The 15821-nt window shown below is 53.9% G+C and carries 16 protein-coding genes; 11 read left to right on the forward strand and 5 right to left on the reverse strand.

The window, feature by feature from the left end; genetic code table 11:
- Positions 1–344 precede the first annotated feature (344 nt).
- Positions 345–1436 carry a hypothetical protein gene (locus RC85_RS20895; RefSeq protein WP_068266406.1) on the forward strand — a complete coding sequence of 364 codons (1092 nt, stop codon included), beginning with the start codon at positions 345–347 and terminating at the stop codon, positions 1434–1436.
- Between the two features lie 18 nt (positions 1437–1454).
- Here the strand turns inward: RC85_RS20895 and RC85_RS27010 are convergent, their stop codons facing one another.
- The 3 genes from RC85_RS27010 to RC85_RS20905 all read right to left on the reverse strand — a co-directional run bounded on the left by RC85_RS27010 (position 1455) and on the right by RC85_RS20905 (position 4528).
- The gene (locus RC85_RS27010; protein WP_157593980.1) at positions 1455–1625 is read right to left on the reverse strand and encodes a hypothetical protein; all 171 of its coding nucleotides are present in this window, start codon (positions 1623–1625) and stop codon (positions 1455–1457) included.
- Between the two features lie 56 nt (positions 1626–1681).
- Positions 1682–2998: a beta-ketoacyl-[acyl-carrier-protein] synthase family protein gene (locus RC85_RS20900; protein WP_068266409.1), complete on the reverse strand. Its 1317-nt coding sequence runs from the start codon at positions 2996–2998 to the stop codon at positions 1682–1684.
- 345 nt (positions 2999–3343) lie between these two features.
- Entirely contained in the window at positions 3344–4528 is a 1185-nt protein-coding gene (locus RC85_RS20905) for a hypothetical protein (protein ID WP_235033255.1), read from the reverse strand.
- Positions 4529–4868: 340 nt separating this feature from the next.
- Between RC85_RS20905 and RC85_RS20910 the strand changes: the two genes are divergently transcribed.
- The 7 genes from RC85_RS20910 to RC85_RS20940 all read left to right on the forward strand — a co-directional run bounded on the left by RC85_RS20910 (position 4869) and on the right by RC85_RS20940 (position 9297).
- Positions 4869–5138 carry a DNA-directed RNA polymerase subunit alpha C-terminal domain-containing protein gene (locus RC85_RS20910; protein ID WP_235033256.1) on the forward strand — a complete coding sequence of 90 codons (270 nt, stop codon included), beginning with the start codon at positions 4869–4871 and terminating at the stop codon, positions 5136–5138.
- A 32-nt stretch (positions 5139–5170) separates the two neighbouring features.
- Positions 5171–6337 carry a hypothetical protein gene (locus RC85_RS20915; RefSeq protein ID WP_084422903.1) on the forward strand — a complete coding sequence of 389 codons (1167 nt, stop codon included), beginning with the start codon at positions 5171–5173 and terminating at the stop codon, positions 6335–6337.
- Positions 6274–6870: a hypothetical protein gene (locus RC85_RS20920; protein ID WP_149752722.1), complete on the forward strand. Its 597-nt coding sequence runs from the start codon at positions 6274–6276 to the stop codon at positions 6868–6870. The genes RC85_RS20915 and RC85_RS20920 overlap by 64 nt, the downstream gene beginning before the upstream one ends.
- Positions 6857–7573 (forward strand): ATP-binding protein, encoded by a 717-nt coding sequence (locus RC85_RS20925; protein WP_068266414.1) that lies wholly within the window; start codon positions 6857–6859, stop codon positions 7571–7573. The genes RC85_RS20920 and RC85_RS20925 overlap by 14 nt, the downstream gene beginning before the upstream one ends.
- Entirely contained in the window at positions 7566–8201 is a 636-nt protein-coding gene (locus tag RC85_RS20930) for a hypothetical protein (RefSeq protein ID WP_068266417.1), read from the forward strand. Before RC85_RS20925 ends, RC85_RS20930 begins: the two co-directional genes overlap by 8 nt.
- 128 nt (positions 8202–8329) lie before the next feature.
- A complete protein-coding gene (locus RC85_RS20935) occupies positions 8330–8695 on the forward strand; it encodes an STAS domain-containing protein (RefSeq protein ID WP_068266420.1) in 366 nt (121 codons plus the stop codon).
- Positions 8696–8742: 47 nt separating this feature from the next.
- Positions 8743–9297, forward strand: a complete 555-nt coding sequence (locus tag RC85_RS20940; protein WP_157593982.1) for an ATP-binding protein — start codon at positions 8743–8745, stop codon at positions 9295–9297.
- Between the two features lie 299 nt (positions 9298–9596).
- Here the strand turns inward: RC85_RS20940 and RC85_RS20945 are convergent, their stop codons facing one another.
- Positions 9597–9836, reverse strand: a complete 240-nt coding sequence (locus tag RC85_RS20945) for a hypothetical protein (RefSeq protein WP_068266424.1) — start codon at positions 9834–9836, stop codon at positions 9597–9599.
- A 499-nt stretch (positions 9837–10335) separates the two neighbouring features.
- Here RC85_RS20945 and RC85_RS20950 point away from each other — a divergent pair, with 499 nt between their 5' ends.
- Positions 10336–12231, forward strand: coding sequence for a DUF4914 family protein (locus RC85_RS20950; RefSeq protein WP_068266426.1), 1896 nt, complete (start codon positions 10336–10338; stop codon positions 12229–12231).
- A 1058-nt stretch (positions 12232–13289) separates the two neighbouring features.
- Here the strand turns inward: RC85_RS20950 and RC85_RS20955 are convergent.
- Positions 13290–14333 carry a sigma-70 family RNA polymerase sigma factor gene (locus tag RC85_RS20955; protein WP_068266431.1) on the reverse strand — a complete coding sequence of 348 codons (1044 nt, stop codon included), beginning with the start codon at positions 14331–14333 and terminating at the stop codon, positions 13290–13292.
- Between the two features lie 79 nt (positions 14334–14412).
- Here RC85_RS20955 and RC85_RS27015 point away from each other — a divergent pair, with 79 nt between their 5' ends.
- A complete protein-coding gene (locus tag RC85_RS27015; RefSeq protein ID WP_157593983.1) occupies positions 14413–14562 on the forward strand; it encodes a hypothetical protein in 150 nt (49 codons plus the stop codon).
- Between the two features lie 167 nt (positions 14563–14729).
- On the forward strand, positions 14730–15650 hold the full coding sequence (gene nhaR, locus RC85_RS20960) for a transcriptional activator NhaR (protein WP_068266434.1): 921 nt from the start codon (positions 14730–14732) through the stop codon (positions 15648–15650).
- Positions 15651–15821: the final 171 nt, after the last annotated feature.

Raw genomic sequence — 15821 nt, forward strand, 5'->3', positions numbered from 1 at the left:
CTCGGCTACGCCGCGAAACCGAGCCAGAGAATTGGTGAGATAGAACGCTGCCATCCGGGGATTTACATCCCCGGCAGAGAGCTTCCGTCCCTCCCGGGACTATTCACCAGCGTTATGATCGCCTGCTGGCACGGTTTGCCGGAACAGCTAAGTAGGCCGGAACAAGGAGTCTTCGACGCAGTTCCGGCAATCCGCGTCGACACTGTTTGCCGGAACAGCGCCGAAGCGGCTCGTTACCGGCCTACGCCTGAGGCCATCGGTTGGGAACATAGCGCGAAATGCTGCTAAATCGGCGTTGGGATCCATTGACCCGTTTAGGCCGAGACTGCTATGGATCAATCATTATGACGAACTACTCCTTTACGCATCTGTTTCGACGGCTTCGGCATCAGGCGTTTTCAGCCTGGTTGCTGGGTGGTTTGCTGGGCGGGTGTTTCACGCTGGCGTTATCACCGCAGTGGGCCTTCGCCGCTGAAACTGTAGACGCTCAGAACACCAGCAATGCTTGTGTTTTGCTGAAGAATGACAATGTGATTTTCGGGACGGCTTACCAAGTCGGCGAGTACGTGGTGATCCGTCGGGGCGATCAAAGTGAATTGCGTTTGCCTCGCACGGCGGTCGCGTGCTGGGCTGGTTCGACGGCTGATTTGTATCGCTATCGAGTCGATCATCGCTTAGCGACTGGCTATGACATTCACATTCAAGAAGCTGAATGGTGTTTGCAGAACGACCTAATCGATCTTGCAAAAAGCGAGCTTCAGCAAGCCAAAGAAATGATGCCTAGCAGCCCTGCGGTGGCTCGACTAGAAGAACGAATCCGACGAATCACTTCACCGAATCGGGTTAGCGTGCCGACCGTGGACAACGTGATGCCTGTCGTTCACGAACAGGAACCGGTGGCGACAAACGTCGTCCATCCGCAAGCGATCAGCGAATTCGCTCGCAGTGTTCAGGTGACTTTGCTGAATCGTTGTGGCAACTGTCACGCAACCGATACCGACAGAGCTTGGACCATTGCATCGCCGCCAGGGAAAACGCGAGCGTCCGCTGAAATGACGTCCCAAAACATGTTGGCGACGTTGCCGTTCATTGATTCGGCACAGCCGCTAAACAGCGTCTTGTTGACGAAAGCATTAACGGCCCACGGTGGTGCGGCGGCGTCGCTTGGGCCACGGCATGCCAAGGCTGTCTATTCGCTGAGGCGATGGTTGTTGTTGGTCGGGCAATCGGATCAGACGCAAGCTGCGATCGAATTACCAGCACCCACTGAATTTGTTTCGGAAGATACCGCTGGGCCCCGTTGGGCTGCGTCCGAGTCAGAGATTGCCGAACCCTTGCCGCAGGATCGGGATGATCGATCCTCGACACCAAGCCGAATGCCCGAAGTCGAAGACCCATTTGATCCAGATCTGTTCAACCGACAATTTCATCGGTAGGCGGTGGTACCGAAGCTTCTAGGTGAACACCACCTCGTAGGCCGTAGCGAGCTTCCAGCGAGTTACGGCGGTGCGCAAACTGCCGTAACTCGCTAGAAGCTCGCTACGGCCTGCATGCTGGCGATCAGGGAAATGTGCAGCTTGCAATGTTGCTGCGTTGCAATGTTGCTGCGTTGCAATGATTTTCATCAGGCCACTTCCAGCTTGTGGTTGTGCAGTCACAGGCTGAAAGCCTATCCACTTTTTTAATCCACAAAACGCTGGATCATGGTGGCCGAAGCTTGGCCTTGCGGCGTGATGTTGGCTGAAACGAACGAGTCGCCTGCTGGGATTCCTGGAGCGGTGCAAGCGTTGATTGGACACGCCTGATCCAGTTTGGTCAGGTTGCGAATTGGAAATAGGTCGCCGCCCAAGCTGCTTAAACTGGCGATGATTTCGACCATGCCACCGCCGGCACCCAGATTTCCGAAGTGGCCTTTCGCGGTGGTCACGGGTGGTTGAACGCTGACGTCACCAAACACTTCAACGATCGCGGCGGCTTCTTGTTGGTCGCACGTCATCGTGCTCAAGCCATGAGCATGAATGTGACCGATGGAACTTGGGTCGCGTTTGCCGACGGCTCCGCGGTAAACGTTGGTCAGCGCGACTTGCAAATGCGTGTTGTCGTCATCGGTGCGTGGACCAACGGCGCTGCTTGAATAACCGACGATTTCGCCCAGGATGTTTGCACCGCGTTCTTTGGCATGTTCCAGAGTTTCGCAAACCAACGCACCGGCACCTTCGCCCAGGACGCTGCCGTTGCGGTCTGAATTGAAGGGACGCGACATTGTGGTGTGGTCATCCTGTTTTGACGCCAGCGTTTCTTGCATGTCAGCGTGCAGCGAACGTAGCGGGTGGATTCGCGAGCCGGTCGATCCAACGATCAACGCATCGGCGTGACCGCGAACCAGTGTTGAATAGGCTTCGGACAACGCCGCGCCGGCGGACGCCTCGCGAACCGTGATTGAATTATTGGGGCCGCGCAGATCGTTGTAGATCGCAATGTGGCTGGCCGGCATGTTGGGCAAGTACTTCAGTAGCCAAAGCGGATTGACTTCTGGTCTGCCCGTCTGGCCCCACTTTTCAAATTTGAACTCGCCGTCTTCGAGACACTTTTCGATTCCGCGAGCAAATTCTTCGGGCAGCGACATGATGTAATCACAGCCATAGAGGACGCCGATGCGTTCCCGGTCATGTTTTTCCAGATCCATGCCGCTGTGGTGCAGAGCCAATTGGGCGACGGCGACGCCCATTTCGATTTCGCGGCACATCACCTTGCTGCCTTTGCGGATCGTTCGCTGCAGCTTTTTGTCCATCGGGCCATAGTCTGCGATATCGCCGGTGAACTCGACTGCTTCGGCACCATGGTCGATTGACAGAACACCCTGCGGCACTTGGGTCAGCCCGCGGATTCCGCTGTCACCGGATCGCAGTTTTTGGACCAGCGAATCGGGAGCGTTTCCAAGCGGACAAACGACGCCGATTCCCGTAATGACAACACGTTTTGGCGAAGGATTTTCCATAAAGATCAGCGGCCAAGAGCCAATTACAGGCGAAGAATTGCAGTGAATCGCCCGGTCAAGGCGCACCGCATTCTAGCAGCGAAGAAAACACCGGGTACCGGGGATTAGGCAAGAGATGGGACTTGCCTGGGGTGATGGAAATCGCTGATCGAAATCGTCTGGCGGCTGATGTGATCGAGCCGGAGAGATGATTACAAATTGCAAGGTGAACATTGCAAATTGCAAAATGAAGGATGCCATTTTACGGGGGAAAAACTTGCAATTTGCACTGTTCAATTTGCAATTTGCAATCTTTATCCTCGTTGCATCCACAATCCTCCACCTAAAACCTTTGCCGAACGCGTCCTAATAGCGTCCACGGTTCGCACCGCCAGCTTGCCCGATTCGGGGTTGGCTGGGCGATGCGGGAGCCATGGGGATGCTGGTTAAATTCTCTGACGCTCGGCCGCGGAATTCGACAAACATCAACGCGTCCGCACGGCCTGATGTCGATCCGGTCAGTGCATCCATGTTGAAAAGCGGAATGGCTGACTTGGTTCGTTCGGGACTGGCCACAACGCCGCAGGAAAGTAGCAACACCATATCCGACGGCCAGCGGAATCGTTCGTGCAAACGCCAGCTAACCACCTGAGGAACGTCGATTCGAGTTTTATGAATCTGGTTGTTCGGCAGCGGCAATTCCAGATCGACGTGGTTGAACTTATCGACTTGGTCAATCTCTGCTTTGATCACGCAATCGATCGCTCGGTTGTCCGTGGAAAGAAGCGGACTGATCGACAACTTGTAGCCTTCTTGGACCTCGCCGGTTTCCGGTTCATACGGCGGCCAGCCTGCGGCGGCGGGGCGAATGTTGCGAACGTAGTTGCGGCCACGTGTGCTGGCTAGTTTTTCAGTCTGTCCGTTGAACATGGTCAGGTTTAAATCTTGCACCTGACGAGTGTCCGATCGTTGACGCAGAATGTTCATAACCAACGCGGCATTCTCCTTGCTCAACAACCACGCTTGCACGCCGGGCGAATCAACCGAGACATGCTGCATCAACATGTGGGCACGGCTTCGCCAGTTTGCATTGCCAACCGTCATCACTTTCAAGTTCATCACCTGAGGTTCTTTTTCGCCCGCGACAAATCGATCCACGATCCCTGAAACGACTTGATGCATTTCAGAGGTGTGATAGATCGAAAGTTTTTCGCGGTCGGCGTTCAGGAACCCAAACGGTGCGGTGAACCAAACGTCGGTGCCGGTTTCGCGAAGCACCCAATCGATCACGGCCTGTTCAGGATGATCGTGCTTGGTCAGATAACCGGTGTAGGGACGCAGGTCGTAGACGCGGTGTTCTTGACCGGCGGTTCGGGGCAGACTGCCGCCGCTGCCAAGCTTGCCTTGTGAATTGGGAGCTTGCCCGGTTCGCTTCGCAGGCAAGTTTTGCAGGCTGGGTGGCGTGTCGGCTGCGGGCCCACCGGGAAACGCCATCGCTTGACCCAACGCGTCGCTGGGTGCCGTTGAGGCAAGAATTCCTGTGACGATCAAAGCGGCAGCTAGGATTCTCTGGCGTGGAAAGAGGCGTGCAGATCGGGGGTACGTTGAATGTCGGTGCATCAAAACCAGTCCTGGGCAGTCGGAAAAATCCGGGCGATGACTTGGCTTTAACGAAAGTTGACATTTCAGGGCAAGATGTTTCTTGGCAAACTATCACCCTGCTTTGCTAGCATTTCGCCTGAAAATCCGGTGAAAAATTCGACTCAAAAGTGGCTGCGCGTCTTCCTCGTTTTAAGCCAATCGCCTACGCTTCGTATTCGGTATGCCAGGATTGAAGTGGCGAGTGGATCGCCTTGCCGACCGAATTGCACGAACAAAAAAGGACTTTGTGATGACACGCATTCCACTGATTCAAGCCGAAGAAGACGCACGACTTCGCAGCGAACGATTGAACCTTAGCATCGCGGAGATGGGACTTTCGGTTCGCACGACGAACTGTTTGGAAGAGACCGGAATTTTGACCGTCCGCGATTTGTTGCACGCGACTCCGCGACGCTTGTTGTCGATCAGCAACTTTGGCGAGAAGACTCTTGACGAAGTTTACGCGGCGCTTGAAAAGTTGGGCTTCTATCGCCCGAGTCGTCAAACGGCCAACGTTTAAAAAATTCGCGAAGCATTAGGTAGCAAGAAACGGTGACAGCCGATCAACAGCCCAAGCCGACGTGGCCATCGCGGTCGCGTTTGCGACGGGCCAGGTTGATGCGTTTCCTGACTCAACCTTGGAGCAAGAAACGCGGCAGCCGAAATCTGGGCGGCGGTGTTTCCAGCACGGTCGGCGAGATCGCTTTTTTCGCCATGCTGTTCATGGTTGGCGTCTTTGGTTTGTCGCTGGTTCTGATCAACCGTTTTTCACCGGCCAACCTGCCCGCCAATTTGCCTCGCACCGACGCGATGTCAACGCCGCTGGGCACTTGGGTTTTGGGGGTGCTTTGCTTGGTGGCGATTGCGACGGGTGTTGCGTCGCTGATCTATCGACTGATGCGTTTCGGCACCAGCAACGAATACCGAAGCGTGCTGGCCAATCGAGCCAGTAAGATCGAACAGGGCGCGATTGAATTGATCGGACCGTCGCAGTCCGAGCGAGTATCCGCGGAGGATGACATCGGCCGTTTGCCCAGTGTGCCGCAGGGGCGAACGCTCAACGACAGTCCGGGTGAACGCTTGGCGTACCGATTGGCGGCGCAAAACCCACCGGGTTCGATCGCAGGGCCGGCGACGTTGTCGTTGCTTTGGAACTCCGTTTGGTTTGTTCTGCTGGCCGTCGCTGTATCGGGATTCTGGCACGGCAACCCGCGTTGGATCTTGACGATCTTGCTGGTTCCTTTCGCCATGATTGGGTACTGGGCGTTCAAGTATTTCCTGACCCAATTGCGTCAGACCGCCGGCGTGGGGCCAACGATTGTCGAAATCAGCCAGCATCCGCTCTACCCCGGCGGATCCTATGAATTGGTGGTTCAGCAGATGGGGCGGATGAAGCTAAAACGCCTCAGTGTCCAGTTAAGCTGTGAGGAAGAAACGTTTTATAGGCAAGGTACCGACGTTCGCGTTGAAAAGCACGAGTCTTTTGTCCAGGTTTTGAGCAAGGATCGCGATGTAACCGTTGACCTAAAGCATGCGTGGGAGCAACAATTGTCACTGGAGTTACCTGCGGACGTCATGCATTCGTTCGTCGGAACCCACAATGCCATCCGTTGGAAGATTGTTGTTACAGGAGCGTCTCGTCCGTGGCCATCGTTTTGCCGAAGTTTTCCCGTCGTCGTTTATCCACAGGGTTTGCCGCCGAAACGCAGCCCGCGGTAAATGTCACGCTATGTCGTGAAGACGGTGTTTACGAAGCCGGCGGCGAGCTGACGGCCAAATGGCAGATTCGGCGAATTTCCGCAAACGAGATTCAGTCGGTCGAAGTGTCCGTGATGTGGCACACCGAAGGCAAAGGCGATGAGGACCTGCATGTCCATCACTTTCACCGAATCAGTGAGAGCCAGATTCGCCGCTTGGGAATTCCTGACCAACATGGCGTTGCCGATCATCACTCGCTCCAATGCAAGTTGCCTGCCTCTCCGCTCAGTTACCATGGTCATCTGATTCACCTGCGTTGGTGTCTTCGCTTGCGTTTATTTTTGGTTGATGGTCGTGAGATCTTGGCCGAGCAACCGTTCCATCTGGTTTCGCCAGGTTCCTATCCGATCAAAGATTCTACAGCAGGCGGAAAATTGGTGACGCGCCGATTGCCGACCATTCGCGGTGCAAGCCATTCCAAGGGTGGCCTCAATCGGGCACCGAATTCAACCTCATCTTCGAAATCGATTCAGAGTTCTCGTGAATCGAAGTAGCCGGGCGTTGCGATCTCACCGGCATTGGTCGGTCGAACCCAATCCTTTTCGGACCGCAGCGGTTCGCCCAGGAAAGATCTCGTTTTACTGCGATGATGAATCACTGATCGATCAGTTGGCGGAATCGTTTTTGGAACACGGATCAGGACAGATTCTCGGCGAACATGGAAGCGGAAAATCAACCTTGGTTTCATCGCTTGTGCAGCGGTTGCAGACTCGGTTCCAATCGACGCATCATCTGCGTTTTGTTCGACCTGAATTTGCTGATCGACTTGGATCTGTCCGATCGACTTTTCGCCATCGTCGAACCGCTTCGCGTCAACTCCGGCAAACCTTGGCGACCTGTTCGCACAACACACTGCTGGTGATCGATGGAGCCGAACAACTCTCGGCATTGGCTTATCACCAATTGCTTCACGCCATTGCTCGTACCCCGGTTTGTGTCTTGGCGACCAGCCATCGCAAGATGCGGCGAATGCCTGTTTTGTTTCAGACGAAAATGAGTCCACCGGTGATTCGCAAACTGACTCGCCGACAGGTTCAACGAGCTAGTTCCGTCGTACGCAACATTGTCGAAGCTGATTTGGCGAGTCGTGATTTGGATATGATTGATAACTTGCGAGACTATTGGTTTGATCTTTACGACTTAGTTCAACCTCATTTGCAACCGTGTGACTCTTATCGCGAGCAGCAATGTGGTTGATCGATTGAACGTTGTTTTGGTTTCCAGATCTGGACTTGGTGGGAAATCAGAAGACATGATCGAAGCGATTGTCGGCAACCTGGCGGGTCGCCCCGGCGTCGACTTGGTGCTGGTTTCACCGCTGGCCGAAATCGATCACGATTCCACTGATCAGTTAACTCTGTTGTCGATCGGTGCCGCGGTCGCGGTTCTGACTTGGGACTCGCCTGAGCAGACAATGTCAGATTTGCGGCGCATTGGATTCGATGGTGTTCGCAGTCCCCACGCCAACGATCCGTCGCAAGGTTCGACGAATGCGACGCAGGTGACGGGTCGAAAGATCTACGCCTTCGACCTTCGTAATGTCGCGACCGTGGATGAATTGATCGACCAACTTGATCGGCTGCGAAAGGTTCAGTCGGTAAAGACATTTTCCCTTGGCTTGCCCTCATCGCCATCGAGTCAGCCAAGAAAATCACCGCTTTCGACACCGCCGCAGCCAAAAGTAGTGGACAAACTTGTGGGGGAATCACGGTCGGTGTCCCAGGACAACGGCGGTCGCCAGCCAACGGAAAACCGACCTCAATCCAGCCTCGGAGACGCGGGACTTGACGATTTGATTGACCAACTAGACGACTTTGACCACTAGCAACTTTGGTCGATTGCCTTGGGGTGGTCTGGCTGATAATCTAGGGGAGTTGAAGGGGTCAACCTTGCTCACCGATGGGGCAGGTTGCGTTGCCCCACCTATCCTGAAAGATACTGGAATCGAATTTCATGGCCGCCATCACAACGCAACATCAAGGTGAGATCCTGGTTGTTGGATTTACCGACAGCAAGATTCTGGACAGCCAAAGAATTGAACAGGTCGGCAAAGAGCTTCAAGCGTCGGTTCCCAGTGCCACGCAAAAGAAACTGTTGCTCAACTTTCGTGGTGTCTCTTTCATGTCATCTGCGATGATCACCAAGTTGGTCATGCTGAACAAAACCTGCAAGGCACAAGGCATTGAGCTGAAGTTTTGCGAAGTCAGTCCCAACGTCATGGAGGTCTTCAAGATCACCAAGCTAAACAAGCTGTTCGACATCCAGGGAACGGAAGAAAAAGCGATTGCCAGCTTTGACAAAAAAGGTTGGTTCGGTTGATCGATGCGGAAGCCGCTCTTTTAGGCAGCGAGATACACGACGAACTCATGCCGCTGTTGTTCGCCTCTTCAGCAAACGTGCATCGCCTGCTTCGCGAATTGGATCCAGAAACCGGCGAAGAACATCTGGGGCGATTACGAGATGTCGCCCAGTGGCTTGATCAGGCGATGGAGTCGGGACGCCAGATGATCGGAGGCGTCTTTCCACCCGATTTCCAAACGCAGTCGTGGCACCAGTTTTCAAAAGCAAGGTTGATTGAACTCAACGTGCCTAAGGCAGAAGTCATCACTTGGTCGGTCGATGAAACGGCCAGTCTGATTGAATCCGAAACTGCTTTTGCGGCGATGCGAATCACCGTCGAAGCGTGTCGAAACGCAATCTGTCACGGCCAGGCAACTCAGGTTGACGTCCAAGCCGCCGCTAAAAATGGCAAGTTTACCGTGTCGATTCAGGACAATGGGATCGGCTTTGATCCCGAACAAATTCCTGAGGGGCATTTTGGCTTGAAGGCGATGAAGCAACGCGCGACGCATGCCGGCGGTGAACTGCTGATCGAGTCCAAGCCAGGATCCGGGACTCGCATCGTTTTTGCGATCTCTTGATCAACGTCGCAAGTTTTGCCTGCCGCTAGTGGTCCATGTCAGCTCAATCTTTGGTTAGGAGGTAGCGGAAGTCGCGTAGACTTTCGGCGTCTCCCTCGTAGCCGAAACTCTTGGCGAGTTCCGCTACCCGAAATTTGAGGTGACGCGGAATACTAGTGGACTGGGACGGCTAATTGTTCGGGAATGCCGTAGCGGAAGTCGCGCAGACTTTCGGCGTCACCCACACAGCCGAAACTCTTGGCGAGTTCCGCTACGGCGAGCCGAAAACCAAGTTGCGGCGGATCGCTAGCTTCGCAAGTTCACTTTTTTGCGGGCATGGTATCCATGTCCTTCAACGACTTTCCAAGCCGTTTGCGTCCGCCGGCACCCGACCGAGTTGACTTGGTAGTTTTGTTATCCGAATGAAACAACGCGGCAACGTTGGGATGCAGTTCATCGTTATCGGCGGGGGTGCCGATCTGTTCGATCGCATCACCGACGCCCAGAAGTACTGATTGACGGACTCCGTCGCGTAACCATTCAAAAAAGTTGACGTTCATCGTGTATTTCGTTTTCTTGAGTGATAAAGAAACTGGCAATTCCGCCCTGCACGCAAAAGCTGCCGCGCGGCAACTCGTATCGTCCTCTTCTAGCAAGCACGAAGGCCCAAAGTCCAGGCGAGAATATCCCAGGTTCCGGTTCTCCGGTTCTCGGTTCCCCGGTTGCGTTGCGTTCGCGGCGGTGATGAATTTTTCGCTTTCCTTTGTCAGTTTTGTCGCACTTTCAGAAAGTGTGCGTTTTTGAAGGCAGACGTGATTCTCGTTAATCGCGGGGCGTCGGCAACTTGTGGCATCTGGCCCAATCTTCGATAGGTATTTTCAATGATTACCTGAGGCCAATCCTATTTGTCTCGCCTTCCTGCTGACTTGTAATCTCGCAAACGATTTAGAAAATGTTTCTAAGTTCAGCCCTGCCTATTCAGTGGAAGTTTCGCGAGACGTCGTAGTCAAAGCGACAATTTGAATCGGCACAACGAAAACGACGAAGGAATCAGTGAACATGTTTACGTCTGAATTACCAAATCTGTCGCTCTCTCGATCTGCTGAGTTAGTGCTTAGCGAAGCGAAATCTGTGCGGTTCTTTAACTCTGCCGCGGAATTGGTGGAAGCATCGGTTCCCGAGGATCTCGTTGACGAACAGGGCTATTTCACCGTCGGCTATGAGGTCGATGGAAAGATGGTTCCTGAGGTCAAAGTCTGCCGTGTCAAAAATGGAATCAGCGCAAATTACATTGAACCCTATATGCGACGGCGAGATTCGGAATGCATGGTGATCGCGGACGATCGCGCGACGGACAAGACGACTTACAAGAGTCGATTCAACGAAGACTTTGAAGACCTGCGTCAAGAAACGTTTGCTTGGCTCAAGCAGCAAGACTTGGCTTGTTTCTTCTTCGATGCCGGGCGCGAAGGAAAGGGTTTGCCCGCTCTGGTGATCTGTCCAGCAAACGCAGGCTTCTTTGCACTCGGGCTGGCGATGTTGCAAGGGATCATCCCGATGGAGGAAATTGAGGCCAAGGGCGAAAAGTATCATCACTCTGCGATCATCTACATCGCGCCTCCGTTTCGTCACACTCACTTTGGCGGAAAGCAAGTCGTTGTCCACAATCGCCGCGAAGAATTGCATGAACTTTACAGCTACAACCTTTACCCGGGACCGTCGGCAAAGAAGGGTGTCTATGGAATGCTTTTGACGTTGGGCGAAAAGCAAGACTGGACGACCGCTCACTGCTCGACCGTGCAGGTGGTCACTCCGTACGACAACACGATCACGATCATGCACGAAGGTGCGTCCGGTGGCGGCAAAAGCGAAATGCTGGAACAGATGCACCGTCAATCCGATGGTCGCTTATTGCTCGGCACCAACACGACCAATGGCGAAAAACGGCACTTAGCTTTGCCGCTGGGCTGCGAACTTCGACCGGTGACCGATGACATGGCGTTGTGTCACCCTGACCTGCAAGACGCGGCATCACGCGAACGAAAACTGACGGTTGTCGATGCCGAGCATGCATGGTTTCTGCGAGTCAATCACATCACCAAGTACGGCACTGATCCGCACCTGGAAGGCTTGACCATCCATCCTGATGAACCACTGCTATTCTTGAACATTGATGCCACACCAGGATCGACCGCACTGATCTGGGATCATATCGAAGATGAACCGGGGTCTCCCTGTCCCAACCCAAGGCTGGTCTTTCCACGTAGCAAGTATCCCGGCATTGTGAATGATCCGGTGACGGTTGACATTCGCAGCTTCGGTGTGCGTTGTCCGCCTTGCACAAAACAGCTTCCGACCTACGGCATCATGGGCATTTTCCATGTCTTGCCGCCTTCGCTTGCGTGGCTGTGGCGCTTGGTTGCACCGCGAGGGCACGGGAATCCATCGATTGTCGATACCGAGGGCATGAGTTCCGAAGGTGTCGGATCGTATTGGCCATTCGCCACTGGCCGACGTGTTGATCAGGCCAACATTTTGTTGCACCAGGTTTTGGGAACACCCGACACGCTTTATGTGTTGGTTCCCAATCAACACATTGGCTGTTGGGAAACCGGTTTTGCACCTCAATGGATCGCTCGCGAGTATCTGTCGCGACGTGGTTCAGCGCCATTTGCCGAGGGTAAGTTGACCGATTCACGCTGTTCGTTGCTTGGCCAATCACCCAAGACCATTCAAGTCGAAGGTCAGACCATCGGTCACTGGTTCTTGCACGTCGAAACTCAACCAGAGGTTGGCACCGAAGGTTACGACCGAGGCGCTGAAATTTTAACTGAGTTCTTCCACCAGCAGATTCAAACTTTCCTGGATCCAGATCTTGATCCCAAGGGACGCGAGATCATCGAGGCCTGCCTGGCCGGTGCCACGGTGGACGATTACGTGCGCTTGTCGCAGTGATGTTGAGAGCTTGGCTTGTATCGCTACCAAATCGGTAGCGAACGCCTCGGTTGACGTAGAACGGAATTTATTCCGTTGCATCGCGGCGTGGCTAAGGATTAACGGAACAACGAACTGTCCCGAAACAGCGTCCCGGTTTTGTTTCCAGCAAAAGATGGTACTCAGCACTTACCTTAGCCCCGGATGGGGCGTCAGCACGGTGTCGTGGGTCTTGACCCACGGAATCAAACGCAGCAAAAACCGAAGCCCCGGTAGGTAACGCCGTAAAGGGTTTCTTAATTGTTTCACCGCGTGGGCATCGCCTGGCCTGATGAAAATCATTGCAACGCAGCAAAGCGGGCAAACTGCACCATGGCAGACAACACAAACTGCAACGCTGTGAAGCATTGTGGCAACGGCACATTTCCCTGATCGCCAGTACGTAGGCCGTAGCGAGCCAAAGCGAGTTACGGCAATTCGCGCAACGCCGTAACTCGCTATGGCTCGCTACGGCCTACTTTCTGGTTCCCAGACGGAGCCTAGCCTGATGAAAATCATTGCGCCGCAGCAAAGTGGGCAAGCCGCACCATGGCAGACAACACAAACCGCAGCGCTGTGAAGCATTGTGGCAACGGCAGATTTCCCTGATCGCCAGCATGTAGGCCGTAACGAGCCATAGCGAGTTACGGCAATTCGCGCAACGCCGTAACTCGCTATGGCTCGCTACGGCCTACTTTCTGGTTCCCAGACGGGGCCTGGCCTGATGAAAATCATTGCAACGCAGCAAAGTGGGCAAGCTGCAGCGCTGTGAAGCATTGTGGCAACGGAACATTTCCCTGATTGCCAGTATGTAGGCCGTAGCGAGCCAAAGCGAGTTACGGCAATTTGCGCAACGCCGTAACTCGCTATGGCTCGCTACGGCCTACTTTCAAGGGCGTGACAAGTTGACAGCGACACATTTTCATCAGGCCAGGCATCGCCCCGCGCGTCCACGCGGGCCCGAACGCGCGGGGCGATGCCCACGCGGCTAAACAAGAATGCGGAAATTGGCTGCCGCAAGACTCGGCAATCGACGGGGATCACTCCGCCAAGTAATCTCGCATGCGTTTCATGGTGCGGTTGAACAACTGCACCGTTCGCGTTGTGCTAAGGTTGATTCGCTTCGCGATGATATGAAACGCAACACCGTCCTCGGGCCGATTGATACCAAATCGAGCCAGCACGATCTCGCGGTCTCGTGCTTCTAAGTCGTCCAGCAGCGATACAACCGATGCCTTTGCTTCGACCGCTTCCAGGATCGCTTGATTGCTTGGTAGATCATCGTCGGCACATTGTTCCAGGTTGTCGCTGCCTTCCGACGTGAACTTTGCACGGCGTCTTTTTTCCGTTCGGTAGAGCCCATAAATTGACCGTTCGATCGCTTGATACGCGTAGGTGCTGAACCTGGTACCACGACGAAAATCGAACAGCTCAACCGCTCGCATAACAGCGGCATTGCCCACGCAAACGAGTTCTTCAAACTGGTCAGTGTTGGGAACTGCGTGTCGCTTCGCAATTGAAACCACTAATCGTAAATTGGATTCGACCAGAAAGTTGCGGACGCGATGGATACTGTCTTGAAGCGCTTCGCTGTCATCAAACATCTCGTGATATCGGCGATCATGGACAACGGAACAGATCGATTTTGATGCTAGATACTTCAGATAGTTTAACTTCCGAAAACAGTGGTATTCCTGATCCGGTGTCAGAACCGGTATCTGCCACAGGTGAGCCAGATAGGCGGGGACATCGCGGGGGCGACGTTGCGACGTTGCGTTTGGTGCAGGAGGCATCACGGCCAAGAAAATTTCGCCGGCGCTCTCATCCTCAAACTCATCAATGTGAAAGTACTTTAGCGGTGTCATTTCCGGTGCCGTCGTACCAGAGGCATCACTATCACTGTCAGCTTTTTTTGAAACACGTCGATCTAAAATCATGGCTTCGTACCTTTGAAAAGGTGATGGCATCAAAGTCGGGTCATACGTTGTTCGTGCTCGCGCAAGCTGGTCGGTGTCGTTCTTGCGAGTGCCACCGCTCAACCGAGCGTCCAACAGCACGTCCGCTTCGTTCGGCAGCTCGTACAACGCATTTCTTTAGATCAGTATCGATTTCGATAAGCGACACCTTTTCGGAGCGCCGGATATCGATCGCGACCGAACATTCGTGTTGGTCTATTCCCTGTCCTTTACCAGCACGCTGTCCCTTACCAGTACGCGTTACTGTGACTTCCACACCGTCAATGCGAGAATCAAAACGCGAAAGGGCGAACTGGAATCGTCGCTCGGTGAACAGCCGCATGTCGCTGTCGAGTAAGCCGCTGGAATCGTTGATAGAGAGTGACATTCAAAACTTCTGAGTTATGAGTTCGATCGCGGTAATACTTTCCCCAAGTCCCTGTATAACAATACGGCAGCGGCGTACACTTAGGCAAATAGAAAGCACATCCGCATGGCATAGATAAAACAAAACCGAGGGATTTGATGACTGACTGGCTGAATTACCACCATTTGCTCTACTTCTGGATGGTTGCCAAAGAGGGTGGAATTACCCGTGCTGCGGAGCTTTTGCACCTCTCTCAGCCAACGCTTAGCACTCAGATTCAGAAGCTGGAAAAATCGTTGGGAGTGAAACTCTTCGAGCGGAAGGGGCGAACGATGTTGTTGACCGATACGGGGCAGACGGTTTTTCGGTACGCCGACGAAATCTTTAACTTGGGTCGCGAATTAACCGACGCCGTTCGTGGTCGGGCTAGCGACGAATCGCTTCGGCTGATGGTTGGTATACCGGACGTGCTTCCCAAGACGATGGTTTATCGGTTGCTGAAGCCGGTGCTTGAAATGGAAGAAAACATCAAGCTTGTTTGCTACGAGGGGAAGCTGAATGACTTACTGAGTGACCTGGCGATGCATCGGCTTGATGTGGTGCTGGCCAATTCACGATTGACACCGGACCTGAACGTACGAGCCTTCAATCACTTGCTAGGGCAGTGTGATGTGACGGTATTGGGGACTGCGGAAATGGCGAAAAAGTACCGCACGAAGTTCCCCGGTTCGCTCAATGGTGCACCGATGCTTTTGCCCACTCAAAATACAACCATGCGGCGTGCACTTGAACAATGGTTTGACGACACCGACATCCGGCCGGAAACGATGCACGAGTTTGAAGACAGTGCGTTGATGAAAGTGTTCGGCCAAGCAGGTGCGGGAATGCTGGCCGTTCCCACACCTCTAGCCGAGGAAATTGAAAAGCAATACTCCTTGAAGACGGTTGGCCGCATCCCAGAGGTCACCGAACGTTTCTACGCCATCTCAGTTGAAAGACGTTTGAAGCATCCGGCCGTGGTGACCATCTCGGAAACAGCCAAAGCTAGCCTGTTCGAGGATCCAGTCGAGGAAGGCTGAACCAAGGAACTGTCCCGAAACAAGTTCCGTATTTGTCGAGATCTTTCGTAGCTGGGCCCGCCAGGGTTCAGTCGGGTACAACTCAACGCCGTGAAGAGTTTTGGTCCCTAAAAATACGGGTTAGTTCGTTTAACCGCGTGGGCATCGCCCCGCGCGTTTCGCCCCGCATGG

Origin of the sequence: Rubripirellula obstinata (assembly GCF_001642955.1) — a bacterium.
In the GTDB taxonomy this organism is placed as follows: domain Bacteria; phylum Planctomycetota; class Planctomycetia; order Pirellulales; family Pirellulaceae; genus Rubripirellula; species Rubripirellula obstinata.